General features: G+C 61.0%; 20 protein-coding genes and 1 other RNA gene. 11 read left to right on the top strand and 10 right to left on the bottom strand.

What is annotated here, in order from left to right:
* The first annotated feature begins 432 nt into the window (after positions 1–432).
* Positions 433–2,991 carry an RNA-binding domain-containing protein gene (locus tag JYU29_RS09380; protein ID WP_213984545.1) on the top strand — a complete coding sequence of 853 codons (2,559 nt, stop codon included), beginning with the start codon at positions 433–435 and terminating at the stop codon, positions 2,989–2,991.
* A gap of 6 nt (positions 2,992–2,997) precedes the next feature.
* On the opposite strand, the gene JYU29_RS09375 is transcribed toward JYU29_RS09380, so the two are convergent.
* Together JYU29_RS09375 and JYU29_RS09370 are read right to left on the bottom strand one after the other, a co-directional pair.
* Positions 2,998–5,673 (bottom strand): ATP-dependent helicase, encoded by a 2,676-nt coding sequence (locus JYU29_RS09375; protein WP_213984544.1) that lies wholly within the window; start codon positions 5,671–5,673, stop codon positions 2,998–3,000.
* A 51-nt stretch (positions 5,674–5,724) separates the two neighbouring features.
* On the bottom strand, positions 5,725–6,777 hold the full coding sequence (locus JYU29_RS09370) for a serine/threonine protein kinase (RefSeq protein ID WP_213984543.1): 1,053 nt from the start codon (positions 6,775–6,777) through the stop codon (positions 5,725–5,727).
* 172 nt (positions 6,778–6,949) lie between these two features.
* Here JYU29_RS09370 and JYU29_RS09365 point away from each other — a divergent pair, with 172 nt between their 5' ends.
* The gene (locus JYU29_RS09365) at positions 6,950–7,459 is read left to right on the top strand and encodes a hypothetical protein (protein WP_213984542.1); all 510 of its coding nucleotides are present in this window, start codon (positions 6,950–6,952) and stop codon (positions 7,457–7,459) included.
* Positions 7,460–7,477: 18 nt separating this feature from the next.
* Positions 7,478–8,365 carry an alpha/beta fold hydrolase gene (locus JYU29_RS09360; RefSeq protein ID WP_213984541.1) on the top strand — a complete coding sequence of 296 codons (888 nt, stop codon included), beginning with the start codon at positions 7,478–7,480 and terminating at the stop codon, positions 8,363–8,365.
* Between the two features lie 56 nt (positions 8,366–8,421).
* On the opposite strand, the gene JYU29_RS09355 is transcribed toward JYU29_RS09360, so the two are convergent.
* The gene (locus tag JYU29_RS09355; RefSeq protein WP_213984540.1) at positions 8,422–9,627 is read right to left on the bottom strand and encodes an acyltransferase family protein; all 1,206 of its coding nucleotides are present in this window, start codon (positions 9,625–9,627) and stop codon (positions 8,422–8,424) included.
* 141 nt (positions 9,628–9,768) lie between these two features.
* Here JYU29_RS09355 and JYU29_RS09350 point away from each other — a divergent pair, with 141 nt between their 5' ends.
* Entirely contained in the window at positions 9,769–10,389 is a 621-nt protein-coding gene (locus JYU29_RS09350; RefSeq protein WP_213985014.1) for a glutathione S-transferase family protein, read from the top strand.
* A gap of 181 nt (positions 10,390–10,570) precedes the next feature.
* Here the strand turns inward: JYU29_RS09350 and JYU29_RS09345 are convergent, their stop codons facing one another.
* A complete protein-coding gene (locus JYU29_RS09345; protein WP_213984539.1) occupies positions 10,571–11,065 on the bottom strand; it encodes a thioesterase family protein in 495 nt (164 codons plus the stop codon).
* Between the two features lie 122 nt (positions 11,066–11,187).
* Between JYU29_RS09345 and JYU29_RS09340 the strand changes: the two genes are divergently transcribed.
* From JYU29_RS09340 to JYU29_RS09320, 5 genes are all read left to right on the top strand, one after another.
* A complete protein-coding gene (locus JYU29_RS09340; RefSeq protein WP_213984538.1) occupies positions 11,188–12,597 on the top strand; it encodes an FAD-binding oxidoreductase in 1,410 nt (469 codons plus the stop codon).
* A gap of 109 nt (positions 12,598–12,706) precedes the next feature.
* Positions 12,707–16,552, top strand: coding sequence for an AsmA family protein (locus tag JYU29_RS09335; RefSeq protein ID WP_213984537.1), 3,846 nt, complete (start codon positions 12,707–12,709; stop codon positions 16,550–16,552).
* 114 nt (positions 16,553–16,666) lie between these two features.
* Positions 16,667–17,782 carry a transglutaminase-like domain-containing protein gene (locus JYU29_RS09330; RefSeq protein ID WP_213984536.1) on the top strand — a complete coding sequence of 372 codons (1,116 nt, stop codon included), beginning with the start codon at positions 16,667–16,669 and terminating at the stop codon, positions 17,780–17,782.
* Positions 17,783–17,942: 160 nt separating this feature from the next.
* Entirely contained in the window at positions 17,943–19,226 is a 1,284-nt protein-coding gene (locus JYU29_RS09325; RefSeq protein ID WP_213984535.1) for a CynX/NimT family MFS transporter, read from the top strand.
* A 129-nt stretch (positions 19,227–19,355) separates the two neighbouring features.
* Positions 19,356–20,210, top strand: a complete 855-nt coding sequence (locus JYU29_RS09320) for a formate/nitrite transporter family protein (RefSeq protein WP_213984534.1) — start codon at positions 19,356–19,358, stop codon at positions 20,208–20,210.
* Between the two features lie 29 nt (positions 20,211–20,239).
* Here JYU29_RS09320 and JYU29_RS09315 read toward each other — a convergent pair whose 3' ends face one another.
* From JYU29_RS09315 to msrP, 6 genes are all read right to left on the bottom strand, one after another.
* Positions 20,240–20,479: a ribbon-helix-helix domain-containing protein gene (locus JYU29_RS09315; protein WP_213984533.1), complete on the bottom strand. Its 240-nt coding sequence runs from the start codon at positions 20,477–20,479 to the stop codon at positions 20,240–20,242.
* Positions 20,480–20,485: 6 nt separating this feature from the next.
* Entirely contained in the window at positions 20,486–20,662 is a 177-nt protein-coding gene (locus tag JYU29_RS09310; RefSeq protein WP_213984532.1) for a DUF4169 family protein, read from the bottom strand.
* Positions 20,663–20,671: 9 nt separating this feature from the next.
* Positions 20,672–21,253, bottom strand: coding sequence for an SspB family protein (locus tag JYU29_RS09305; protein ID WP_213984531.1), 582 nt, complete (start codon positions 21,251–21,253; stop codon positions 20,672–20,674).
* A 135-nt stretch (positions 21,254–21,388) separates the two neighbouring features.
* Positions 21,389–21,745: a transfer-messenger RNA gene (gene ssrA, locus JYU29_RS09300) on the bottom strand.
* Between the two features lie 11 nt (positions 21,746–21,756).
* Entirely contained in the window at positions 21,757–22,413 is a 657-nt protein-coding gene (gene msrQ, locus JYU29_RS09295) for a protein-methionine-sulfoxide reductase heme-binding subunit MsrQ (RefSeq protein ID WP_213984530.1), read from the bottom strand.
* A complete protein-coding gene (gene msrP / locus JYU29_RS09290) occupies positions 22,413–23,327 on the bottom strand; it encodes a protein-methionine-sulfoxide reductase catalytic subunit MsrP (protein WP_213984529.1) in 915 nt (304 codons plus the stop codon). Before msrP ends, msrQ begins: the two co-directional genes overlap by 1 nt.
* 191 nt (positions 23,328–23,518) lie before the next feature.
* Between msrP and JYU29_RS09285 the strand changes: the two genes are divergently transcribed.
* Entirely contained in the window at positions 23,519–24,436 is a 918-nt protein-coding gene (locus tag JYU29_RS09285) for a thymidylate synthase (protein WP_213984528.1), read from the top strand.
* A gap of 42 nt (positions 24,437–24,478) precedes the next feature.
* Positions 24,479–24,997, top strand: a complete 519-nt coding sequence (locus JYU29_RS09280) for a dihydrofolate reductase (protein WP_213984527.1) — start codon at positions 24,479–24,481, stop codon at positions 24,995–24,997.
* Positions 24,998–25,059: the final 62 nt, after the last annotated feature.

The raw sequence follows: 25,059 nt of genomic DNA, 5'->3' as shown, positions 1-25,059 counted from the left end.
GGCGCAGACTAGTCGCCACCTCGCCGAGTGCTCCCGCACTGACCGACATAGGCCCGGGTTTGGGGAGGGACTGGATACCCTCCAAGCCGGACTACCGTAGCCCAACCAACCCGGACACCGCCGCCCCCCTCTGATCCCCGGTGCGCACCAGAGTTCCCAACGAGGGCGATGAGGGAAGGATAGATGGGGTGGGGAGGGGCGTGGATAGATTTAGCGTAAGAAATTACAAGTGATCTACGAAACAATGATGTGGATCAGCAAACGCACATCTTGTTCGAGCCCACTTAAGTGTCGGAAAAAGTGTTATTTTGCGTCTCTTGATGGAAGAAGCCTTCTTCAAAGCATCTTCTTGGTGTAATGCTCTCCTTCTAGTCGTCACCGTCCACGTCTGGCACTAAAATCCAGATAACCGAGTATCATCGTGAGGCCTTAATGTCGGGACCTAACGGTTCTACCGCTGCTATCTCTTTGTGGCTAAGCTCTCCCTCCGAGCTCACAGAGGAGGCTTTTCTGACCAACTTCAGTTACGATGATCATCATTTGATCGCCAGTGAAGGAGCGCTTTGGGACTTCAAGCAAGAATGGCCGTTTTCCCTTTCAGATCCGTATTTTGCCGGCATATGTCGTCTCATATGTGCTTTTTCCAATACGGATGGCGGTATAATTATCTTTGGAGTCCACGACAAGAAAAGAACCAGCGGGCATAATAAAGTAGATATCAATCTGGACCGCTTTAGACTGGCTGTGAAGCAGTCTATAAGCAATATGCCTGATCTTGACTTGAAGTCGTTGCCGCTATCCGAACGAGGCGGTGTAGACATCCTTTTAGTAAATCGACGAAGGCAAGGTATACCGCCGCTTACGTTGGTTAAGGGATATCAGAAATCCCCGTCAACGACAATTTGGGTACGGGAAGGCCATGAGGTAGTAGCTGCAACTCCAAAACATTTTCCAGTTGTTTTCTGTCGGCAAAGCGCCGACAGAGCCCCGGAAGTCTCAACCGGTGTTGATGGCTCGTTACCCCCTAGCCCTGCGTCCGTTAGGCGCTTTGTAGGACGAACAGAGGTTATTTCTCAGCTATTTGAATGGCTTGAAGGCTCGGATGAACCGAGATCATACATCTACGGCAAAGGTGGTTCGGGGAAAACAACAATTGCGTACGAGTTTGCTCGGCTGATCAAGGAGTACGGCGGATCCGTCAAGATCGGCGGAGCGGACACAATCGATACGGTCGTTTTCATCAGCGCTAAGCGACGTCAGTTAATAGCATTGACGGGAGCGATAGGTGAGGTTGAGAGTGTCGACTTCTCGAACGAACGTGAGCTGTTATCAGCAATCCTTCGTTTCTCTGATTGGACATCAGACCTAGACTACATAAATAGTCTAGAATTGAATGCTCTTAGATCCGAGCTTAAGGATCTGCTTTCTGTCCTATCGGCTCTGATTATAATCGATGATATCGATACACTTACAACAGACGGGGTTGACCCAGGGTCGGACCACCTTTACCGGCTGCTATGTCGTGCGCCTAAGCAGTCTCGAGTACTTTATACATTAAGAAATGCACCTACGCAGTCGCTTACAAATTCGGTTGAAGTTCCAGGTTTGTCAGGACGTGAGTACGAAGACTTTGTCTTAGAATGCTGCTCGCAATTTAGGGTAAAAGAACCTACGCTTGCGTTCAGGGACAACGTTCTACCTGTGCTTTCTGAAAGAAGACCGCTTGTAATCGAGAGCATAGTAGCTCTTGTCCGAACTGCTGGAAGTTACGAGCGTGCTTCCGAATTATTTGAGCAGAACGCCGGGGATAGTATTCGTGATTATGTGTTCATGCGCGAGTGGGATGCGCTTCCAGCGGGCAATCTTCCGAAGCTACTTCTCTGCGCGCTAGTTGAATTTGATCGACCAGCCACGTTCGCAGAATTGCAAACAGCTCTCCAAGCTGATGCGTCCAAAGTCACAGACGCTATACATGCTACCAGGGAAATGTTCCTTGAGGCAGATGATGCAGGCGCAGAATCTTTTTATGCTCTCGCATCGTTAACGAAAAGCTTCGTGGCAGGTCGGAAGAACAGCCTTGAAGGATACAGTGTCCTCCGTGAGCGAGTTAAGAATTTTAAGAAGACCGCTCAGATCAGCAATCCTAGAGTTGCTGCTTTGGTCACCAAGGTTGAGCGATCGCTACCAAAAAGATTATCGGAGCATCTCCCTGAGCGCGCGTACGAGGCGCTGAAGATTGTCACTGACAAGAACCTTCCGCCGTTGGTAACAGAGGATCCAGTTTTCAGAGCTCTGTGTGGATACGTGTATGCGGCTCAGCCGAGGCCAAGGCTTGCCGACTGCCGAGAAGCATTCCGATACGCTATTGAAATGCGACATGAACCGGATTTCAGATACGTTAACATGTGGCACAGTGCGGAAAGAAGAAGTGGTGCTCATGATGGTCGCGCAATACGCGCCACAGAGGTTGTCATTGCGGGTCGTCGGTATTCTGCTCAAGAAAAAGTTAATATGCTTGCTCTGAAAGCGTCTAATCTATTTGCAAGGGGCCGTGAACGGCTCCTTACAGAGCCGACTGACGGCATGAGCGACTTAAGGGAGTCCCTGAAAATCCATCTTAGAGTATTTCGAGCGAATGTTGAGATGGATAGTCCTTACGCTGATAGGAGCAGCGTTTATGCAAGGAATACAGCCTATCAACTTCTGAGACCTATATCTCAAGGAAATACTCCGTGGGTATTCTTTGAGGAGATTGGAGGAATACTTGAGATGCCTGATATCTACCTAGATCCTCTTGAGGATCCGCTGATCGAAATGATTGCGGCATTCACAGCGCGAACTCTGCGGCCCGAACTTACAGGACGCATCAAGAATAAGGCTAAGGGCTTGTCGTCCAAGTTGAATATCGAGGGTAAGTGGCTGTCCACTTCTGTGCAGCGACGAGTAAGAAGTGTACTCGAAACCTTCGACGCCCGATTTAGAACAGCTTAGTTCCCCTCAAACCCCCGTCACAAACCCATCCAGCACTCTTTTCTGTCCCGCCTTGTCGAAATCGATCGTCAGCTTGTTGCCCTCGATCGCGGCCACGTTCCCATTCCCGAACTTCTGGTGAAACACGCGGTCGCCCACTGAGAAGGCCGAGGGGGTGTCCATGGTGGATTTGGCGATGAGTTCGCCTTCGATGGTGCGGGTCTTAACGGAGCCTCGGCCGGCGCCGCGTTGGGAGTCGCTTTCGCCGTAGCCGATGCGTTCGATGCCCTGGCCTGAGCGCGTGCCCCAGTTGCGGTCGGTGGCGGCGGTTTTGTTGGCTTGGGCGCGGGCCCAGCCGGGGGTGGCGTAGGTGTTGGAGAAGGATCCGGAGCCGGGGGAGCCGACATTGTCGAAGCGCGACGCGCCATAAGGGTTCTGGCGCCCCGCATTGCCGTAACCGCCGCCGCGCCCTTGTGCGAAGGCGCCGCCATAGCCGCCATAGGACGAGCCGGATTCCTGCACGTCGACATGGGCTTCGGGCAGTTCGTCGAGAAAGCGCGAGGGGATGGTGGACTGCCACAGGCCGTGAATGCGGCGGTTGGACACGAACCAGATGTGCAGGTTTCGCTTGGCGCGGGTGACGCCGACATAAGCGAGGCGGCGCTCTTCTTCCAGACCGGAGCGGCCGCCTTCGTCGAGCGAGCGCTGGTGGGGGAAAAGGCCTTCTTCCCAGCCGGGCAGGAACACGGTTTCGTATTCCAGGCCCTTGGCCGAATGGAGCGTCATGATGGTGACGGCGTCCTGTTCGGCGTTCTGCTCGGCATCCATGACCAGCGCGACATGTTCGAGGAACGAGCGCAGCGATTCATATTCCTCCATGGAGCGCACGAGCTCCTTGAGGTTTTCGAGCCGGCCCGGCGCTTCGGCCGAGCGGTCATTCTTCCACATGTCGGTGTAGCCGGATTCCTCGAAGATGATCTCGGCGAGCTCGGTATGCGGGGTGTTGTCGAGCATCTTCTGCCAGCGGCGGAAGTTCTCGACCACATTGCGCAGCGAGGCGCGGGGCTTGGGCTTCAGCTCCTCGGTTTCGACGATGTCTTCGGCGGCGGTCAGCATCGGCACGCCGCGGGCGCGCGCGATGTCGTGCAGGGTGCGGATCGTGGTTTCGCCGAGGCCGCGCTTGGGCGTGTTGACGATGCGCTCGAAGGCAAGATCGTCGGCCGGCTGGGCGACGACGCGGAAATAGGCCATCGCGTCGCGGATTTCCTGACGCTCATAAAAGCGCGGACCGCCGATGACGCGGTAGTTGAGGCCGAGCGTCACGAAGCGGTCTTCGAACTCGCGCATCTGGAAGGAGGCGCGCACGAGGATCGCCATGTCGTTCAGGTTGTGGGTACGGCCGTCCCTGTCCGGTCGCTGCAGCTGCTCGATCGTTTCGCCGACCGCGCGCGCTTCTTCTTCCGAGTCCCAGGCGGCGTGGACCATGACCTTGGAGGCGTCGGGATCGGCGTGTTCGGTGAACAGCGTCTTGCCGAGACGACCCTCGTTATGGGCAATCAGATGCGAGGCGGTGCCGAGGATGTGGGCGGTGGAGCGGTAGTTGCGCTCGAGGCGGATCACGGTTGCGCCCGGAAAATCCTTCTCGAAGCGCAGGATGTTGTCCACCTCCGCGCCGCGCCAGCCATAGATCGACTGATCGTCATCGCCAACGCAGCAAATATTGATTTGCTGCGATTCGTTTGCGCTCACGGCCGCATCGCGCCTGTCGGCGCTGGCCTGCGCGGGCGCGTCCGAACGGTCGGACGGGCGGTTATCACCGCCTTGGGGTGTCATGTCCTGCCGGGACCTGGGCCGCTGAGCAAGGAGGCGCAGCCACATATATTGGGCGGTGTTGGTGTCCTGATACTCGTCCACCAGGATGTAGCGGAACTTGCGGTGGTATTCGGCGAGCACATCCGGGTGCTCGCGGAACATGCGGATCGGCAAACACAGGAGATCGCCGAAGTCGCAGGCGTTCAGCGTCTTCAGGCGGTCCTGATAGGCCTGGAACAGCTCGCGGCCCTTGCCGTTGGCGAAGGAGCGCGCGTCGCCTTCCGGAATGTCCTTGGGCGCATAGCCCTTGTTCTTCCAGCCATCGATCATGTTGGCGAAGGTGCGGGCGGGCCAGCGCTTGTCGTCGAGGCCTTCGGCCTGGATCAGCTGCTTGATGAGGCGGATCACATCGTCGGTGTCGAGGATGGTGAAGTTGGAGCGCAGGCCGGCAAGTTCGGCATGGCGGCGCAGGAGCTTGACGCCGATCGAGTGGAAGGTGCCCAGCCAAGGCATGCCTTCCACCGCTTCGCCGACCAGCACGCCGATGCGCGTTTTCATTTCGCGCGCGGCCTTGTTGGTGAAGGTCACGGCCAGGATCTGGGAGGGATAAGCGCGGCCGGTGGCCAGAATATGCGCGATGCGGGTGGTGAGAACGCGCGTCTTGCCGGTGCCGGCGCCTGCCAGAACGAGCACGGGGCCCTCGGTGGTTTCGACGGCCTGGCGCTGTTCGGGGTTCAGGCCGCTGACATAATCGGGTGTCTGCGCTTGAGGCCCACCACGCGCGGCCATGGCGCGCGCGGCAATGCCGCCGCCTCCCTTGCGGGCGGGAGGATTAGGCGCCGGTTCGCCGCCGGGCTCGTCGAAGAAAGGCAAGTCAAAGGGATCGGACATATCCGGCAATGTAGTGATTCGAGACTAAAGTGCCAGACAATCCGTTCGCGCTTAGTTCTGGCTTGCGTCGGAATTGGGCTCCTGGCTGGCGATGCGACGGTCGGTCATGTTGAGGCGGCCGGCGGAAATTTCAGAGGTGAGCTTGCGCAGGAACGGGTCCGACGCGGTGCGCTCTTCCAGCTCCTGCATGCGGTTCATGGCGATCAGCTGGAGAAGGTCGGTGCGAACATTGCCCTCCTCGTCGCGCGGCAGCCGGTCGACCTGCTGCACGAGATCGGCCGAGGTGCCGTGGCGCTCGACGCGCTGTGGGTCGAGCTCGACTCCGGCTTCCACGAAGGCATAGATGCCGGTGCCCTTGCGCGGAAACGGGTAGGTGGCGAGCGCAACATCGGTGACGCCCGGCAGTGCACTCAGCGAATCACGAATGGTCGCGCCTTCGTTGTCGATTCGGTCGCCGGTGCCTTCGCCGTCCGACCAGTTGAAGATGCCGCGGGTCACGAGATTATAAACGCGCTTGCCCGTGGCCATCCAGATCCGCGACGGCAGCGAGCGGCGGGCCAGCAGGCGTTTGCCGGTAGGGGTGAGGAGATGCGGCGCAAAGGCGCGCTTCTGCTTCAGGAGATGGCGGAAATCCTCATAGGCCATGGTGTGGAACAGGGATCCACGCCGGCGATGCAGGGATGCCAACTGAAAATCGATTACGGCAGCGTTGCCATCCGGCGTCATCAGCCAATTCTGCGGCTTGGCGAGATCATTATGCGTGATGCCGGCCCGGCGCATGTTGCGCAGAAGAAGGGCGGCGTCGCGATAAAAAGCGGCATGGCTCGGACGCGCCAGGTGCAGCGGCGTGCCTTCGCTCCAAGTCCGAAACAGACCATCCTTATCGGTGGCCAGGAGCTGCGGTGTGCCGGGCAGGCCGCGCACCGCCTTCAGCGCGCGAATTTCGCGGCGCGCGAGCGTCCAGGCAAGCGGCTTCGACCACCAAGGGGCGGCGGACACGATGCGGCGGATCACCGAGGTTTCGGGGTCGTCGGTGAGATGGCCCTTATGCGTCTCGGAAAAGACGTCGCGCTTGAGCACGGTATCGGTAACGAAGTTCTGCATTGCGCCTCAACTGGATGAACCCGTGTTTAGCGAGACGAACGCTCGGACACAACGATCTCCAGCCTTGTGGAACCGCATGAAGCAATGTTCATTGCTCAATTGGGAGGCTTCATCAGTCCTGATTATCCGGCGGAGATCGGAAACAGATCCGGATGCGGCAGGAGAACACAGAGTGAGCGACCAGGCTTTAACCCACACTTTCGCCAGGGATCGCCAACGCGGCATCCCCAACAGCGATCTTCCGTTCGTGCTGTGGAAGAACAGGCTTCCCGAAGATGCGCGGAACGGCGAAGCCGCGTGCCGCTTGTTTGAAGCCAATGGCTGGAGCGGCACCTGGGTTTATACGGTTTACCCGTTCTGGCATTTTCACACGCAAGGCCATGAAGTGCTGGCCTGCGTGTCCGGTCATGCGGTGATCGGCTTTGGCGGCGAGACCGGCATCACGGCCAAGATCGAGGTCGGCGATGTGTGCATCGTGCCGGCGGGCGTCGGACACAAGCGTGTCAGTGCTTCAACCGATTTTCGCATGGCGGGTGGCTATCCGCCGGGACAAAGCGGCGACATCAACCATGCCGGCGATCTCGGCGATGACGTGATCGACGAAGCGATCGCGCAGGTCGGGCTGCCGGAGACCGATCCGGTGACAGGCGAGGCTTTGAACAACTGGTTCGTGACCCGCTGAGATCTTGCAGGAGCCATCATGAAGACGATCGAAGCCGGCGCGCTGAGTGTGGCCTATCTGGAAAGCGGGCCGGCGGATGGGCCGGTCGCGATCCTGTTGCACGGCTTTCCTTATGACGTGCATGCCTTTGATGCAGTGGCTGAGCGGCTGAGCGGACAGGGGTGGCGTTGCGTCGTGCCTTATCTCAGGGGCTATGGCGCAACGCGGTTCCTGTCGTCCGACACGCTGCGATCGGGCCAGCAGGCGGCGCTCGGCAACGATCTTCTGGCGTTCATGGATGCGCTCGGCATCGAACGGGCGGTGCTTGGCGGTTACGACTGGGGCGGGCGTGCCGCCTGCATCGTTGCCGCCTTGTGGCCGGAGCGGGTGGTCGGGCTGGTGAGCTGCAATGGCGGCTACAACATTCAGGACATCGCCGGCGCCAAACACCCTGCCGATCCGGACGCCGAGTTTCGCTACTGGTATCAATATTACTTCCACACCGAACGCGGGGTAGAGGGGCTTTCGCGCAACCGGCGGGAGCTGACGCAGTTCATCTGGAAACTGTGGTCACCGACCTGGAACTTCGATCAGGCGATGTTCGACCAAAGCGCGGAGGCCTTCGACAATCCGGACTTCGTGGACGTGGTGATCCACTCCTATCGCCATCGCTTCGGCGTGGCTGCCGGCGATGGGGATCTGGACGCTCTGGAACAGCGGCTAGCCGACCAGCCTGACATCACCGTGCCGACCGTGGTGCTGGATGGCGCCGACGACGGTGTCCACCCGCTCCAGTCAGACGACAAGGGTGCCCGACATTTCACCGGCCGCTACCGCCGCGCCATCGTGCCGGGCGTCGGCCACAATTTTCCGCAGGAAGCGCCGGAGGTGTTTGCGGATGCGGTGGTGGAGGTGGGGCGGGGTTGAAACCTCGCTGCGCCGGATGAGCCAGTCGCGACGATGAAGAGGGTTCCGGCGGTTCTCTAGATCCCGGCTCTGTCGATTTCTCGATCGACAACGGCTTCCGATTTTGAGGCACCGACCTTCTTTTTCGGTTGCCGCGTCAATGCTCGTCCAAGGGCAATGCCGGGGCGCTCGATCCATCTGTATGTGACCAACGAAGTCACAGCCAAGACAAAGAAGGTTGGAGGAAGTGCTGCCCAACCCAGTGTGCCCGAGGTGGAGAAGGTGTCAGGAAAACCGATCACCATAAGGGCGTGAATGATGATGCCTTGCATCAGGTAGATGCTATAACTCACATCGCCGAGAACGAGAGACGGCCGTGCCGTCAGCAAGCCCCTATACGTGTTTCCTGCCGCCACAGTCAGGAAGAAGCAAAAGAGCGGAGCATAGGCCCAGGCCGCGTAGGCAGGCCGCGGGATAAGCAAGGCAGCCGTGAGGCAGAGCGCGCCAAGCAGCGAGGCTGGACCCAATCGCAAGAGAGCACAGAATCTCGGAAGTTTCAGCGCTTCTGCTGTCGCCATTCCCCAGAAGAACGGTGCAGCGAAGTTGATGATGAAGCCGGCAAACGAATAGGCGGGCAGTGTACTGCTCAGCGCTGCGATGGCCATGAAGGCGGGCATGCGGACGAGCGGATGCCGCGGCAGGACGCTGACGCCAAGCGCGAGAAGCGGCAGAAGAATGTAGAACAGCGCTTCGTAGCGCAGCGTCCAGGCGACGCCGGCGATTACAATCGAAGAACTGTAGCCGCCTATATCGGGAAAGCCCCAAAGGAAGATCCAGTTCAGGATGGGCGCAAGAATGCTCGCGTCACCGTTCCAGCCGGTTCGTGCAAGGGACACGAGAACAACCGCTGCAACCGCGGTGAACCATAGCGGCGCAATGCGGAAGATGCGTCCGACATAAAGCTTCAGCCACCCGACCTCTGCGCGGTCGATACGCAGATAGAAAAGCAATCCGGTGATCATGAAGAATACGGACACCGCGGCCGGGCCAAGATTGGCAAGGAGCGGGTTGGATGGTGCGACCCATTCGCCTGAAATGACGTAGTTCCAGCCGATCAGATAATGGTGGGCAACAACGGAAAAAGCGAGGTAGCCTCGCAATCCATCGATACAGCCGATCCTGCCGGCGGGTGAGGGCTCCGACCTCACCATGAGAGCGGCCGCAATCGCAACGCCGAAGCCAGTAGTCAGGCTAACATACGCAATCCAGCCGACGTCGACCATGCTGCACCCCAGGGATCATCGGCATGGCTAGTAATCAAAGTGTCGGTCGCTGCATAGCGCTGATGGCGCGCAGGTTGGCGGTTGCGGAGAATGGCTTATCTAGAAGCCCATGACCTCTCCAATGGCGCAGGCGGACACAAGATGATCATCTTTCACCACCTCAACAACTCCCGTTCGCAGCGTGTGCTGTGGATGCTGGAGGAACTGGGTCTGCCTTATGAGATCAAGCGCTACGAGCGGTTGCCGAGCATGATGGCGCCGCCGGAGTTGAAGCAGGTGCATCCGCTGGGCAAGGCGCCGGTGATCGAGGATGAGGGTCGGGTGATCGCCGAAAGCGGGGCGATCGTGGAATATCTGGTGGCCAAATCCGGCGGACGCCTTGGGCCGCCCGATGATATCGATGGCGCGCTGCGGTATCGGACCTTCCTGCATTATGCGGAAGGTTCGCTGATGCCGCCGCTTCTTTTGAAGCTGGTTCTGAGCAAGATCCCGATCATGGGGCGGATCGCGATGAAGCGGATCCAGCCGATGATCGACGTGCATCTGGATTTCGTGGAAAGCGCGTTGAAGCAGCGGCAGTGGTTTGCCGGCGACGAGCTTTCGGCCGCCGACATCATGATGAGCTTTCCGCTGGAAGCGGCACGCGCCCGGGCCGGGCTTGATCGCAGCCGACCGAAGACGATCGCCTGGCTGACCAAGATCCAGTCGCGGCCAGCCTATAAACGTGCGCTCAAGAAGGGCGGGCCTTACGACTACGGCTAAGGGCGTCAGTGTTCCTTAGACGACAGGTCGCAGAAGATGGTGACGCTGGCGAAGAACAGGAAGACTGCGAGAACGGCTGCAAGCGTGATGTAGGTTTCGGTTGGCATGGCTTGGTGCTCCTTGTGTGGGAACCGTTCTAGGAGACACCGCGCCGACCGGACTTGATCCAGATCAAACCAGCTCAGGATTTTCTGATGATGCCGATCTTGCGGCCGGCGCGGTCCGGCTGGGGGAGTTCGGCATGGGCGGCAAGCATGGCGTCGATGTTGGCCTTGATGTCGGCGGGGAAGGGCGTGACCTTGGGGCCGGCCATGTCGACATGCAGCGTCAGGCTTTCCGATGTCGCGGCAAGCCAGCCATCGACGTGGTGAATTTCCTGGAACACGTGGAGGCGCTTCTCGTCGGCATCGAGCACCTGCGTCGAAACGATGACCTGCGCGCCGAGATGAAGTTCGCGGACATAACAGATGTGGACTTCCGCCGTGTAGGTGGTGAGCTTGCGCGTCGCCGCATAGGTCGCGCCGATGCCGAGCACGTCCCAGGCCTGATCGAGGCCGCGATCGAACAGGACATTGTAATAGGCCATGTTGAGGTGGCCGTTGTAGTCGATCCAGTCCTTCTGAATATCGAGCGGCGTGGATGTGAAGGGAGCGGGCAGGGGCTTTGTCGAGTTCATGGGCAATCTCCTCATATGACCTCAGGAAAAATCGGTGCGTCCGTCCGGGATAAACGATAGAAGGCGCATGATGAAAGAGCCCGTCGCTGCGTCGCGGGTTTGAAGACGATCGGGAGAGTGTCATGGCGTTGAAGGATGCGGTTGCAGCAGCGCGCAACGAAGACGGGATTGCAGTTGTCGTTTCTGCGCTGAAGGAACGCTTCGGCGGTCGGGTGCAGACCGGCCAGAGTTTTCGCGAACAGCACGGGCATACCACGACCTATATTCCGACCCAGGCGCCGGATGCGGTTGTATGGCCCGAAACAACGGAAGAGGTCAGCGAGATCGTGAAGCTGTGCGCGGCCAACCGCGTGCCGGTGATCCCGTTCGGCGTGGGCTCTTCGCTTGAAGGCCAGGTGAATGCGCCGGCGGGCGGTATCTGCCTGGACATGGCGCGCATGAACAAGGTGATCGCGATCGATGCCGACGATCTCGACGTGACGATCCAGCCGGGTCTGACGCGCGAGGAGCTGAACGTCCATCTGCGCGACACCGGCCTGTTTTTCCCGATCGATCCGGGCGCCAACGCGACGCTCGGCGGCATGGCGGCGACGCGCGCTTCCGGCACCAATGCGGTGCGCTATGGCACGATGCGCGACAATGTTCTGGCGCTTGAAGTGGTGATGCCGGATGGCTCGATCATCAAGACCGCCAAGCGCGCCAAGAAGAGCAGCACGGGCTATGATCTGACGCGGCTGATGGTGGGCTCGGAAGGGACGCTCGGGGTCATCACTGCGATCACGCTCAAGCTTTACGGCATTCCGCAGGCGATTTCGGGCGGCATCTGCACGTTCCCGAGCCTCGATGCGGCTTGTCAGGCGGTGATCATGACGGTGCAGATGGGCATTCCTGTCGCGCGCATCGAGATCGTCAACGCGCTGCAGATGGAAGCGATCAACCGCTACAACAAGTCGGATTATCCCGAGCAGCCCTGTTTGTTCCTGGAGTTCCACGGTTCGGAAACGGGCGTGGCCGAGCAGGCGGAATTGTTCGGCGAGATCGCAAGCGAGCTGAACGGCGGACCGTTCCGCTGGACCAAGGTTGCGGAAGAACGTGCCAAGCTTTGGAAGGCGCGGCACAACGCTTATCATGCCGCCGAAGCGCTGGCGCCGGAGAAGAAGGCGCTGTCGACCGATGCCTGCGTGCCGATTTCGCGCTTGGCGGACTGCATCGCAGAAACCGAGAAGGACATCGCCGAAACCGGTTTGATCGCGCCGATCGTGGGTCATGCCGGTGATGGCAATTTCCACACGCTGGTTCTGATCGACATGAACGATCCGGACGAGATCGAGCGTGCGGAAGGCTTCATCGAGCGGCTGGCGCGGCGCGCGATCGCCATGGACGGAACGATCACCGGCGAGCACGGAATCGGGCAGGGCAAGATGGCCTATCTGCGCGAAGAGCTTGGCGGCGCCGTGGACGTCATGAAGGCGATCAAGGCGGCCATCGATCCGCTCAACATCATGAATCCCGGCAAGATCTTAACGGCTTAAGCTGTTAAAGCGATTCAACGCGGGAAAGAACGGGATCGCCTGGCTTGAGCGCTTCAAGCCGGGCGCTTAAGCCTTTACACTGAATGAAGCAAAGCCGGTTCGCGCCGGTATGAGCCTTGGAGCAGGTATTCTGGCCCGTTTGTTCGTCATCGTTGGAAGCTTGATCGTTCTTGTGCTGACAACAGCGCTGATCGGTCCGTATTTCATCGACTGGACGAACTACCGGGCGCAGTTCGAGGCCGAAGCGAGCAAGATCCTGGGGCGGCAGGTGACGGTGGAAGGCGATGCCAGCGCGCGGCTTCTTCCGTTCCCGTCCGTGACCTTTTCCGACGTGCATGTGGCGGGCACGCGGCCCGGCGAAACCGCCATGACGGCGGAAACATTCTCTATGGATGCCGAGCTCGCGCCGCTGATGTCGGGCGAGTTTCGGATCTTCGACATGCGGTTGGTGCGCCCGCATCTGCGGGTCGCCGTGGACCAGAACGGGACGATCGACTGGGCGGTGCCGTCATCGACGCCGTTCGATCCGCACCAGATTTCCGTGGAAGCGCTGACCATCACCGACGGCAAGATCGATCTCGTGCATGGGCCGAGTGGGCTGACGCACAGCGTGACGGATCTGGATGCCAGCCTGTCGGCGCGCACGCTGGCGGGCCCCTGGCGCATGGATGGCACCATGAAGCTCGATGGTCTCCCATCGACGCTCAGCATCAGCACCGGTGCGGTGGATGAAACGGGTGGCATGCGGTTGCGGATTGCAGGCGGTCCGGACGCTTATCCGATCGCGGTTGATCTCGACGGCACGCTGCGATTTGCCGATCGCAAGCCCAATTATGCCGGCGCGCTGCGGCTGACGGCGAGCAATGCGATGCCGCCCAAGCCGCGCGAGGGCGAGCCTGCGGCACCGCCGCCTGTGCCCGATTACCGGGTTTCGGGCGCGTTCGACCTGTCGAGCGAGCGGCTGGCGCTGAACGAGGCGCGGTTCGAGACCGGCCCGATCGAAAGCCCCTATACGGCAGATGGCACGGCGGAAATCTCCTTTGGAGCCGCGCCGCGCTTTGTTATTCGTGCCGATGGCGCGCAGGTGCGGTTCGATGAAACCGTTGCCGGCGCTGATGCTAAAGGCGTGACGCTGGAACAGAGGCTGACTGCGCTGGAGCGCGTGGTGAGTGCCTTGCCGCGTCCGACCATTCCCGGCACGGTTGAAGTGAACCTGCCAGCGGTGGTTGCCGGCGATACGACGATCCGCGATGTCAGGCTTTCGGCGCAACCGGCGCCGCAGGGCTGGCAGCTCGACACGTTTGCGGCGAGCCTGCCGGGAAGAACGCGTTTGGAAGGCAGTGGGCTGTTGCGCGCCGGCGATGATTTCGGCTTCAGCGGCCGCTTGCTTCTTGCGGTGGCGCAGCCCTCCGGCTTCGCGGCCTGGCTGTCGCGGGATGTCGACGAAGCGATCCGGGTGCTGCCTGCTGCGGGCTTCGATGCGACGGTCGAGACTAGCCGGGGTCGGCAGGAGCTGCGCGATCTCGAATTGCAGCTCGGCGATGCCCGCTTCAAGGGCGAGATCGCGCGCGCGCAAACGGGCAATGCGCGGCCTTCCATGAATGTGAAGCTCGATGGCGATGCGCTGGATGTCGAAGGGCTGGCGGCTTTCGCCTCGATCTTCGTGAGCGATGAGGGGCAAACGCGGCTGGCGGATCATGACCTCGACTTCCAGATCAAGGCGGGACCCGTTCGCGCATCGGGGCTGGTGGCGGAAACGCTGGACACGGCCTTGCGGCTGCGCGGCGAGCGGCTGGAAATCGACCGTCTGGCAATCGGCGGCCTGGCAGGAACGAGCATCAGCGCAACAGGCAGCGTCGACAATCTCGGCGGTGTGCCGACGGGCGATATCGATGCTTCGCTGGTCGCCACCGATCTCGCGCCGCTGATCAATCAGCTGGCTGGTCGCTATCCCGCGATAACGGCGCTGCAGGCGCTGAACGATCGTGCCGTGGCGTATCCCGGTCTGTTTGCTGACACGCAGATCGACGTGGTCGCGAGTGCTGCTAGCGCCGAAGGCTCGGAAGCGCAGCCGCGCGGTCTGGCGCTGAGCGCGCGGGGCACGAGCGGCGGCACCAGCCTGCAGCTGACGGCCAGCACGGCGGATCTTTCCAGGCCGCTGCCCGACATGGCCATGACGATCTCGCTCGATGCGGCCAATGATGATGGCGCAGCTTTGCTGGCGCTGAGCGGCGTCACCGCGCTGCCGCTCGGGCTGCTTGATCGCGCTGAAGCCAGTTTGTCGCTCGATGGTTCGCTTGGAAATGGCCTGCGCACCGCCTTTGCGCTGCGTGGCGAAGACATCGATGCCGGTTTTGATGGTTCCGTCTCATTTGGCGAGGCCGAGCCGCGGGCGCAGGGTGAAGCGCGGCTTTCGGCCGGCGATATCGAGCCATGGCTGATGACGGCCGGTCTCGGCATGCCGGGCATGGGGTTTGGTACACCGGTGGGTCTGGCAGGCTCGCTGTCGCTCGAAGCCGGGAAGCTGACGACGAGCGTGGAAGGTTCGTGGAACCACGACGATGTCGAAGGCAATGTGACGGCCGAGCTGCGTAATAGCCGGCCGCATATCACCGGCAATCTGTCGGTTGGCGATGTGGATCTTGCGCAAGCCGCAGCGATGCTGCTTGGCGGCGACAGCGTGGCGACCACGGTTGATCGCAGCTGGCCGCAGACGCCGTTTGCGACAACGAGCACGCTGCCGCTGACGCTCGACATGCGCCTGGCGACCGGCGAGCTGGAAGTGGGCGCGGGCGTTCTGTTCACGAATGCCGCGATGAACCTGAAGCTGGACGACGAAGGTCTGCGGATCAGCGATCTTGCCGCCAACTATGCCGGCGGGCGCTTGAGCGGGTTGGCCAGCCTTCAAAACAGCGTCGGCAGCGCGTTGTTTTCAGCGCAGCTTGCTTTGAACGATGCGGATATTCCCGCACTCACCGGCCAGTCTGCCTTGAGTGGACGCGGGGACTTCGGCGTGACGGTCAGCGGCAGCGGCAAGTCGGTGGATGGCGTGGTGGCTGCGCTGTCCGGTTCGGGAACGGCCAAGCTGCGCGATGTTACGATCGAGGGGTTGAACCCGAACGCGCTTCCGGCGCTCATTGCGCAAGCCGACACGATCGGCCGCACCGTGGATGACAAGGCCGTGCAAGCTTTCGCGCCGGCGATCCTCGGGCAGGGGCGGATGCAGGCCGGTAATGCCGATGTCGCGTTCAGCATTGCCAACGGTACGCTGCGCATGCCGCTGACGCAGTTCGCGGCGGAGGAGGCGACGCTTTCAACTGAACTGGCGCTCGATGCCGGACAGAACACGCTGAATGGACGCGCGACCGTGGCTTACGAGGCCGGTGACAATGCGCTCGCCGGTTCCGAGCCGACTGTGGCGCTGAACATCGGCGGATCGCTGGAAGAGCCTGAGGTCAGCTATGACACGACCGCTCTCGCGCAGTTCCTGACGCAGCGCGCGCTCGAGATCGAGCAGGCGCGGGTGGAGGCCATGCAGGCGCAGCTTCTGGAACAACAGCGCTTGCGGCGTGAAGTTCGCTATTACGAAGCGCTGCAAACGGCACGCGAAGAAGCCGCGGAGGCTGAACGCGTGCGGCAGGAAGACGAACGACGGCGGGCAGCCGAAGCCGCGCAACAGGAAGCGGAGCGGGCAGAACAAGCCGCAGCCGAGGCAGCACGGCGCGAGACCGAGCGTGCTGAAGAAGCGGCACGCGCGCGGGAGGAACGTCGCACGCAGCCGGAGCCTCAGAACTCTGTTTCGACCCCGCGCACACCGCCGACGGATTTTCCGGCACCTTTCCAGATGCCGACGGAGATCCCGGATGCGCAGGGGCTTCAACCGCTGCAGCCGCCGTCCGCCCCGGGTGCCGGGGGTACGCTGCCGGGTGTTTTCGAGAATCAGCCGGGCGGCTGAGGGCCACGAACCGTCTGGCGCTTGCGCATGCAAAACGGTATGAGGAATCACAAATCCCGGTTGAGTTGGAGCGCCCGGACGCGCTTGTTCGACCGTCTGTATCAGGAGAGTGTCATGACCTTGGTATCGCGCCGCAAAGTGCTTCAGTTCGGACTTGCCGTTGGCGCGATGGCCGTTATGCCGCGTTTCGCTTTCGCGGCGGCACAGCCGGACCGTGTTTATGCGCCGGCTGCATCCGACTGGCGCGCCTTCAACCTGTCCACCACCGTCACGCCGCCCGACACAGCCGGTGCGACCTCCGTCTGGCTGCCGGTGCCATCCGTCGATACCGCTTGGCAGCGCACGCTGGACACGAACTGGACCGGCAATGCGGCGCAGGCCGAGTTCGTCACCGATCCCACCTCGGGCGCGACCATGCTGCATGCGCGGTTTGATGCCGGCCAGACAGACCGCATGGTTGTGCTCACCACGCGGGTTGAAACGCGCAACCGCACGATCGACTGGTCGAAGAAGAGCGATGTGCGCGAAGATCCGGCCGTGCTTGAGGCGGCGCTGAAGGGCAGCAGCCTTGCGCCGATCGATGGCGTAGTTGGCGACATTGCTGCGAAGGCGACGGCAGGTGCGAACACCGATGTCGAGAAGGTGCAGGCGATCTATAACTGGATCGTTGCGTCCTGTTATCGCAACCTCGATACGCCGGGCTGCGGCTCGGGCGATCTCACCGCGCTGCTGGCCAATGCTGCGCCGGGCGGCAAATGCGCCGATCTGAACGGCCTGTTCGTTGCGATGGCGCGCGCGTCGGGCGTTCCGGCGCGTGACGTCTACGGCGTGCGCGTTGCGCCGTCGGCGTTCGGCTACAAGCAGCTTGGCGCGAACACCGCCGATGTGACGGGCGCACAGCATTGCCGCGCCGAAGCCTGGCTCGAAGGCTATGGCTGGGTCGCGATGGATCCGGCCGACGTGTTGAAGGTCATGCGCGCAGAAACGAAGGAATGGATCCGCGATCGCCGCGATCCGCTGGTCGCTCCGGTTGACGCAGCCTTGTTCGGCAACTGGGAAGGCAACTGGGTCGCCTTCAACAGCGCACGCGATGTGGCGCTGCCGGGTGCGGCTTCGGCTGCGAGCGTGCCTTTCCTGATGTATCCGCAAGGCATGGCCGACGCGTCGCAGCGCTTCGACGAGCTGGATGCCAAGGCCTTCTCTTACAAGATCACTGCTGCGGAGGCCTGAGCCGGTCAGGCTTCGGTTCTTTCCGCCGCCGGCGCAATTCAGCGCCGGCGGCGTTTTGCTTTATGCAAGTAGCGGCTAGCTTGGAGGCGCTGCGCCTGCGTAACGGCTGTGCCAATCGAAAGCGGTTGAAGGCGCGGGCGTTTCGTGGCTTGGCTCCGGCATGACCCAGCCTTCTTCTTCACCAGCTGCATCTTTGGACGCGAGCGAGATCACGCTGATCGATGCGCAAGCCGATGATGCGCCCGCGCCGCTTGTCACGCCGGTGCGCTCAACCGCCGCGCGCTTTCTTCTCGGGCTGAGCCTTGTTCTGATCGCAGCCAATCTGCGGCCGGTTTTCTCCAGCCTTTCGTCGATCCTGCCTGAAGTGGTGGAAGGGGCCGGGCTTTCCACGACGAGCGCGAGTGTGTTGACCACCTTGCCGGTTGTTTGCCTCGGCCTGTTTGCGCCGATGGCACCAAGGCTCGCGCAACGGTTTGGTGCCGAGCGTGTGTTGCTGGCGGTTCTCTTGTTTCTGGCTGTTGGTACCGGTCTTCGCGGCACGGGCTATACGCCGATCCTGTTTTTCGGCACGGTGCTGGCGGGTGCCGCGATTGCGACGGGCAACGTGCTTCTGCCGGGCCTCGTGAAGCGCGACTTTCCCGATCGAGCCGCGATGATGACGGGGCTATACACGATGGCGCTGTGTGCCGGTGCGTCGGCTGCCGCAGGGATCACCGTGCCTGTGGAACATGCGTGGGGAAGCTGGCAGATCGCTTTGGCGATCTGGGCGCTGCCGGCTCTTCTTGTCGCCTGTTTATGGGCGCCGCAAACGGTCCGGCTCAATGCCGCACATTCGCACAAGAAGCACTGCGTGGAGGGGCTTTGGCGTGATCCGCTGGCGTGGCAGGTCACGGTGTTCATGGGGCTACAATCGGCCTTCGCCTATATCGTGTTCGGCTGGCTTTCCCCGATCTTGCGCGAACGCGGGCTGGATGCCGCAACGGCCGGACTGGTGGTTTCGACCGATGTGATGGTGCAGGTCGCGGCCTGTCTCGTCATTCCTTCGATCGCCATTCGCTGCCGCGATCAAAGGGCGATCAACACCGTTCTGATCAGCTGTGCGATGTTGCCTCTGCTCGGCTTCATCTTTGCGCCCTTGTGGATGGTGTGGATCCTGGCCGTGGTGCAGGGGATCGGGCAGGGTGGGCTGATCGCGGTCGCCATGACGATGATCATGCTGCGTTCGCCCGATGCACGGGTGGCATCGTATCTGTCGGGAATGGCGCAGGGTGGGGGGTATGTGATCGCATCGCTCGGGCCGCTGCTGGTGGGGTTGATCCATAGCTGGACCGGCAGCTTCGTGGCCTGCGCCTGGCTGATCGTGTTGATCGGCGCGGGTGCGATCACGGCAGGGTTGGGTGCGGGGCGTGCCCGGCATGTTCAGGTCCGGCAGATCGAGGTCTAGCCCTCAGCTTGGCAGACTCGTTCTCCGGCTTGGTGGTGCGAAGGATTACCTGACCGGAATGGGATCGAAGTTTGATCGAAAAGGTTGAGGAACGCGGCCAGCTGCGTCGCGCATGCAGAAAGCCGCTTCATGACCGCAGACGCGCCAGAAAATCGTTTGAGCCCCGCTTCCGAGGTGGGGGACCTCAATGAAGAAGAGGTCGAAGCTGTCGACAAGCAAAGCCGGCCAAGTGCGGCGTTGATCCATGAGACCATTCGCGCCGAAGGCGAGCGTGAACTGGAGCGCAGTGCCTTTGCCTTGATGATGTCGGGACTGGCCGCTGGGCTGTCGATTGGCTTTTCGGTTGTTGTGCCGGCCGTTCTCATGACGGCTCTGCCCGACGCACCGTGGGAGCATCTGCTCACTGCGCTCGGCTATACGATTGGCTTCCTGATCGTCGTGCTTGGCCGCCAACAGCTTTTTACGGAAAACACGCTGACGCCAGTGTTGCCGCTCTTGCATGAACCCAGCTGGCATCGGTTGCGGCTGGTGCTGCGCTTGTGGGGTATCGTGCTTGCGTCCAACATCGTGGCGACCTGGATCTTTTCCGCCGTGCTGGCTCATACGCCGCTGTTTGATGCGGAGATAAAGGCGGCGATCGCCGAGTTTTCCCGGTCCACCATGCAATCGCCGTTCGGCGCGATGTTCCTGAAGGCGGTGCTTGCAGGGTGGCTGATCGCCCTAATGGTGTGGTTGATGCCGGCTTCGGGTGATTCCAAGCCGTTCGTCATCATCATCGTCACCTATGTGGTGGCAGTGGCGCATCTCGCCCATATCATCGCCGGATCGGTCGAAGCGTCCTACCTCGTTCATATCGGCGAGGCCACGATGAGCGATTACGCTTTTCGGTTCTTCGTACCGACGCTGCTCGGTAACACGCTGGGCGGTGTTCTGCTGGTGGCCTGCTTCAACTTCGGTCAGGTCGCACCTGAGTTGCAGAACTGAAGCCGATCGCTCCGCAAAGATTGCGCGGGTTATTCAACGCTGTCAGGCGCGAGGGTTCGCGCCTTCAGGTCTGCCAGAACGAACAAGCGGATGGCCGAGGACAGGTTGGTGGCGGGGTCGCGTGCGGCGTCGATCTCGGCGATCAGGGCGCTGATGCTGGCGCCGCGTTCGGCTGCGATGCGCTCGAGTTCGTCGGAGAAGGCGGTTTCGAGCGATATGCTCGTGCGATGGCCGCCGATGGTCACGGAGCGTTTGAAAACGCCGCTCATCGGGCGTCAGGTCTCGCGGCGGTGGTTGTCGAGCTGTGTTTGGGCGCGCTCGCCTGCCTTCGCCTCGGCCTGTTTTTCAGCCTTGGTGCGGCCAAAGCGGGCGCGATTTTCATCGGCCTTGCGGGCATCCTCCGCACGATCGCGCTGTTTGCGAATGGTGCGGAGGTTTACGATGTCGCCCATGAAAGGCGCTTACTTCTTGCGGAAGGCGTCGAGCGAGACGACGTCAGCGCCGGGCTTGGGTGTTTCGTCTTCTGCCTGCTCTTCTGACGCTTCGCTTGCAGCCGGTTCCGCTGGTTTCTTGCTTTTGTCCGCCTTTGGTGTCTTGGCGGGCAGGGGCTTTGGCTCGGCAGGCGCATTGTTGTCGACGGCCTTCAACATCGGCGTCGGCTCGACAGGCGCTGCAGCCGGTTCAACCGGCTTCACGTCGAATTCCAGCTCGAAATTGACGGACGGGTCGTAGAAGCCGCGAACGGCTGCGAAGGGGATTTCCAGCTTTTCCGGCACGTCGGAGAAGGACAGGCCGACCTCGAAGCCGGTGTCGGTGACCTTGAGGTCCCAATACTGGAACTGGACCACGATCGTCATCTGCTCGGGATAGCGTTCCTTCAGGCGCGAAGAAATCCGCACGCCGGGTGCGCCGGTCAGGAAGGTGATGAAGAAATGATGGTTGCCCGGCAAACCGGTGCGCGCGACCTCGATCAGCACTTTGCGCATAACGCCGCGCAGTGCTTCCTGGGCCAGAATATCGTAGCGAATGTGGTCTTCGGCCATGGAGCCAGGCAGGTCCAGTTGAATCGTCGGCGTAGCTTTAGAGAAGCTTGGCAGCCACGTAAACTCACAACGATATGGGGCAGCCTTCGACGTGAGGGAAGGTGCGGTGCATTGGATGGTCATTGAAGGGGAAGAAGTGGAGGTTTCTGTTGCCAGGTACCTCCGAACCCCGCCTAGGAGTGCGAACCCCAAGGGCTTGATTTGAAGCTATCGCACCGCTTACGCGGCGAGACGTGCTTCCGCATAGTTGTCGTTTGCAACTACTATTATAGCCCGATAACGGTGGTACAATGCCGGGAAAAAGTCCGCTCTTTACACCCTCGTCGATCCTATTTCGCCCCCATCACCAGCCGCTCAGAACGAGCGGTTCGTGGTGGAGGCGCCGGGTACCGCCCCCGGGTCCGAATGGCTTATTTCAACGGCCGTTTATTTCCATAGTCAGGCGAACCCGACAGCGCTGATATAGGTCGTTTATCCGGCGCTGCAAAGGGGTGGCGGTGGCTTCAAGTCTTGTTTGCAGCGTTGATCGCCTGCTGACGCTTGCTCGGGCCCTTCTTTGGAGCGGAACGGGCCGATGAACCGGGCCACTTGATGCGTGTGGCCAGAAGCAACAGGGCGACGACAAGCCAGATCCAGCCTTCGGTGCGGATCACCTTCATCTGCCAGAGATAATGCACGACACCCAGCAACACGGCCGGATAAACCAGCCAGTGCAAACGTCGCCAGTTGGCTCCGAGCTTGCGGATCGAGGCCTTATTGGAGGTGATCGCCAGCGGGATCAGCAGGATAAAGGCGCTGATGCCGAAGATGAGATAGGGGCGGCGAAAGAGGTCGTTGATCGCCTGCGACATAAGGAGGCCCATGTCGAACACGGCCCATGCCATAAGGTGCAGGACCACATAGATGAAGGCGAGCAGGCCGATCGCGCGGCGATAGCGGATGAGGTTGAGCCCAACGAAACTGCGCAGCGGGGTGATTACAAGACCGCCGACCAGGAACCAGAGCGCGATCTTGCCCAGGCGGTGTTCGATCTCCTTCACCGGATCGACGCCGAGATCGTTGGTGACAACGAGCCAGATCAGCCAGGCCAGCGGGATAAATCCCGCAAGCCAGACGGCCCAGTTCGGCACACGCTTCAGCCAGGCATCGAGGCGGGCCATCAATAGTTTTTCGCCAAATCCATGCCGGCATACATGCCGGCAACTTCGTCGCCATAGCCGTTGAACTTCAGCGTTTCCTGACGGCTGGCAAAGAATCCGCCACCGATCTTGCGCTCGGTCGCCTGGCTCCAGCGCGGATGGTTCACCTCGGGGTTCACATTGGCATAAAAGCCGTACTCGCTTGGCTGCAGCTGCTGCCAGGTGGTTGGCGGCTGTTCGGCGACAAGGCTGATCTTGACGATGCTCTTGATCGACTTGAAGCCGTATTTCCACGGCACGACGAGACGAAGAGGCGCGCCGTTCTGCTTCGGCAGGTTTTCGCCGTAGAGACCGGTGGCCATGATGGTGAGCGGGTTCATCGCTTCATCAAGACGCAGGCCTTCGACATAGGGCCAGTTGATACCGCCGGCGCGCTGGCCGGGCATTTCTTCAGGGCGGAGCAGCGTCTGGATGGCAACATATTTGGCCGAAGGTTGCACGCCGAAGCGGTTGAGCAGGCCCGACAGTTCGAAGCCGATCCAGGGGATCACCATCGCCCAGGCTTCTACGCAGCGGAACCGGTAGATGCGCTCTTCGAGCGGGCGGTCCTTCATGATGTCGGCGAGATCATACGTGCCCGGGCGATCCACGAGGCCATCCACGGTCACCGACCAGGGATCGGTCGTGAGTTGACCTGCATTGGCGGCGGGATCGGTCTTGTCCCAGCCGAATTCGTAGAAGTTGTTGTAGTTGGTGATTTCTTCGAGCGTGTTCGGCTCGACGTCGGTGGAAAACTGGCTGGGCTTCGCCGCGATCTTTGCCAGAGCAGGCGAGGCAAGCGCAGTGGCGCCGATGCCGGCGATCAGAGCGCGACGGTTCAGCCAAAGGGGTTTCGGCGTTACATGCGACCAGTTCAGTTTTGTCCGGTTCACCATGGTGGATCTCCTGTCGCTTCCTGAGCGGAATATAGGGCATGCGCGCGTGCAGCGTTAGCTGCCTTGATGCGTAAGAAACGAAGGGGCTGCGGGCAAAGTTTCCGTTTCGCCGTTCACAGAGTCCTGAGAGGATGCCCGATGCCTTTGATGCATACTCCCGCGCCCGATCAGAATCGCGTAGATGCAGGATCATGTTGAACCGCTCTCCCGAGGCGCTCCTTGCGCCGGAAAACCTGTATCTCGATCTGATGCGCCGTGTTCTTGAACGCGGCGACGAGCGGCTTGACCGCACCGGCGTCGGCACACGCTCGCTGTTTGGCGAGATGCTACGCTTCGATCTCTCGAGCGGGCATGTGCCGATCTTGACCACCAAGAAGGTGTTCTGGAAAACGGCAGTCAAGGAAATGCTGTGGTTCCTGACCGGCCGCACCGACCTGCGCTCCCTGCTGCAGCAGAACGTGCGGATCTGGAGCGACTGGCCGCTGGCGAAATATCGCGAGGCGAGCGGCGAAACGATCAGCCAGAAAGCGTTCGAAGACCGCATCCTGTCCGACGACGCGTTTTCGGCGCGCTGGGGCGAGCTTGGACCGATCTATGGCAAGCAATGGCGGCGCTGGCAGGGACCGGACGGGCGCGTGCATGACCAGATCGGCACGCTGGTGGAGACGCTGAAAACCAATCCGGCGAGCCGCCGCATGCTGTTTCATGCCTGGAACGTGGCCGATCTCGGTGAGATGGCGCTGCCGCCCTGTCATATGGTCTATCAGTTTCACGTCTCGAAAGGACGGCTGTCCTGCATGATGATGCAGCGTTCGGTCGATCTGCTGCTCGGCGCGCCCTTCAACTGGGTCGGCACCGTGGCGCTGATGCTGATGCTGGCGGATCAGGCCGATCTCGAACTCGGCGACTTCGTCTGGGTCGGCGGTGACGTGCATCTTTACCTCAACCATCTCGACGCTGCGCAGGAACAGATGTCGCGTGAACCGCGTCCCATGCCGACGATGCGACTGACGCGAAAAGCGGCAAACATTGACGATTATACGATCGAGGATTTCGTGGTCGACGGTTATGATCCGCATCCGGCGATTGCGGCCGAGGTAGCCGTTTGAAAACAAGCTGCTAAGGTGCCTGCCTTGCAGGGGGAGACGGGCATGGATGTGACGCTTGTTGTGGCAGTGGCACAAAATGGTGTGGTGGGCCGCGACGGGCAACTGCCCTGGCGCCTGTCCAGCGATCTGAAGCGCTTCAAGGCCGATACGATGGGCAAGCCGATTGTGATGGGTCGGCTGACCTATGAAAGCATCGGCAAGCCTTTGCCCGGGCGACTGAATATCGTTGTTACGCACAATCGCGACTATCATCCTGAAGGCGTCGAGATCGCGCACTCGCTGGCCGATGCTCTGTCTTTGGCGCGAACGCGCTCGAAAGCCTTGCCGGATGCGGATGAAATCTGCGTGATTGGCGGTGGGCAGCTTTTCGAACAGGCGATGGGCATCGCGGACCGGTTACGGGTCACGCATGTTCTGGCGGATGTGGAGGGCGATGTGACCTTTCCGCCCATTGATCCGCAACGTTTTGTCGAGACAACGAGCCTCGAAGTGCCGGCAGGCGACAAGGACGAATACCCGACGCGCTGCGTGGTCTATGAGCGCCGCCGCGCCTCGCCCTGAGCGGTCGCACACGGCTTTAACTGCTTAACCTTCTTCCAAGTGGTTGTTCGGTCGCGTTGAAA

Origin of the sequence: Tianweitania aestuarii, from assembly GCF_018457165.1 — a bacterium.
In the GTDB taxonomy this organism is placed as follows: Bacteria; Pseudomonadota; Alphaproteobacteria; order Rhizobiales; family Rhizobiaceae; genus Tianweitania; species Tianweitania aestuarii.
This window is presented reverse-complemented; position numbering and strand designations above follow the sequence as displayed.

Coding starts and splice junctions, on each gene's coding strand:
- JYU29_RS09340 (WP_213984538.1), top strand. CDS start 11,188: ATGGCGTTGAAGGATGCGGTTGCAGCAGCGCGCAACGAAGACGGGATT.
- JYU29_RS09320 (WP_213984534.1), top strand. CDS start 19,356: ATGACCGCAGACGCGCCAGAAAATCGTTTGAGCCCCGCTTCCGAGGTG.
- JYU29_RS09325 (WP_213984535.1), top strand. CDS start 17,943: ATGACCCAGCCTTCTTCTTCACCAGCTGCATCTTTGGACGCGAGCGAG.
- JYU29_RS09315 (WP_213984533.1), bottom strand. CDS start 20,479: ATGAGCGGCGTTTTCAAACGCTCCGTGACCATCGGCGGCCATCGCACG.
- msrQ (WP_213984530.1), bottom strand. CDS start 22,413: ATGGCCCGCCTCGATGCCTGGCTGAAGCGTGTGCCGAACTGGGCCGTC.
- JYU29_RS09355 (WP_213984540.1), bottom strand. CDS start 9,627: ATGGTCGACGTCGGCTGGATTGCGTATGTTAGCCTGACTACTGGCTTC.
- JYU29_RS09370 (WP_213984543.1), bottom strand. CDS start 6,777: ATGCAGAACTTCGTTACCGATACCGTGCTCAAGCGCGACGTCTTTTCC.
- JYU29_RS09360 (WP_213984541.1), top strand. CDS start 7,478: ATGAAGACGATCGAAGCCGGCGCGCTGAGTGTGGCCTATCTGGAAAGC.
- JYU29_RS09380 (WP_213984545.1), top strand. CDS start 433: ATGTCGGGACCTAACGGTTCTACCGCTGCTATCTCTTTGTGGCTAAGC.
- JYU29_RS09285 (WP_213984528.1), top strand. CDS start 23,519: ATGTTGAACCGCTCTCCCGAGGCGCTCCTTGCGCCGGAAAACCTGTAT.
- JYU29_RS09335 (WP_213984537.1), top strand. CDS start 12,707: ATGAGCCTTGGAGCAGGTATTCTGGCCCGTTTGTTCGTCATCGTTGGA.
- JYU29_RS09350 (WP_213985014.1), top strand. CDS start 9,769: ATGATCATCTTTCACCACCTCAACAACTCCCGTTCGCAGCGTGTGCTG.
- JYU29_RS09375 (WP_213984544.1), bottom strand. CDS start 5,673: ATGTCCGATCCCTTTGACTTGCCTTTCTTCGACGAGCCCGGCGGCGAA.
- JYU29_RS09310 (WP_213984532.1), bottom strand. CDS start 20,662: ATGGGCGACATCGTAAACCTCCGCACCATTCGCAAACAGCGCGATCGT.
- JYU29_RS09305 (WP_213984531.1), bottom strand. CDS start 21,253: ATGGCCGAAGACCACATTCGCTACGATATTCTGGCCCAGGAAGCACTG.
- JYU29_RS09280 (WP_213984527.1), top strand. CDS start 24,479: ATGGATGTGACGCTTGTTGTGGCAGTGGCACAAAATGGTGTGGTGGGC.
- JYU29_RS09330 (WP_213984536.1), top strand. CDS start 16,667: ATGACCTTGGTATCGCGCCGCAAAGTGCTTCAGTTCGGACTTGCCGTT.
- msrP (WP_213984529.1), bottom strand. CDS start 23,327: ATGGTGAACCGGACAAAACTGAACTGGTCGCATGTAACGCCGAAACCC.
- JYU29_RS09345 (WP_213984539.1), bottom strand. CDS start 11,065: ATGAACTCGACAAAGCCCCTGCCCGCTCCCTTCACATCCACGCCGCTC.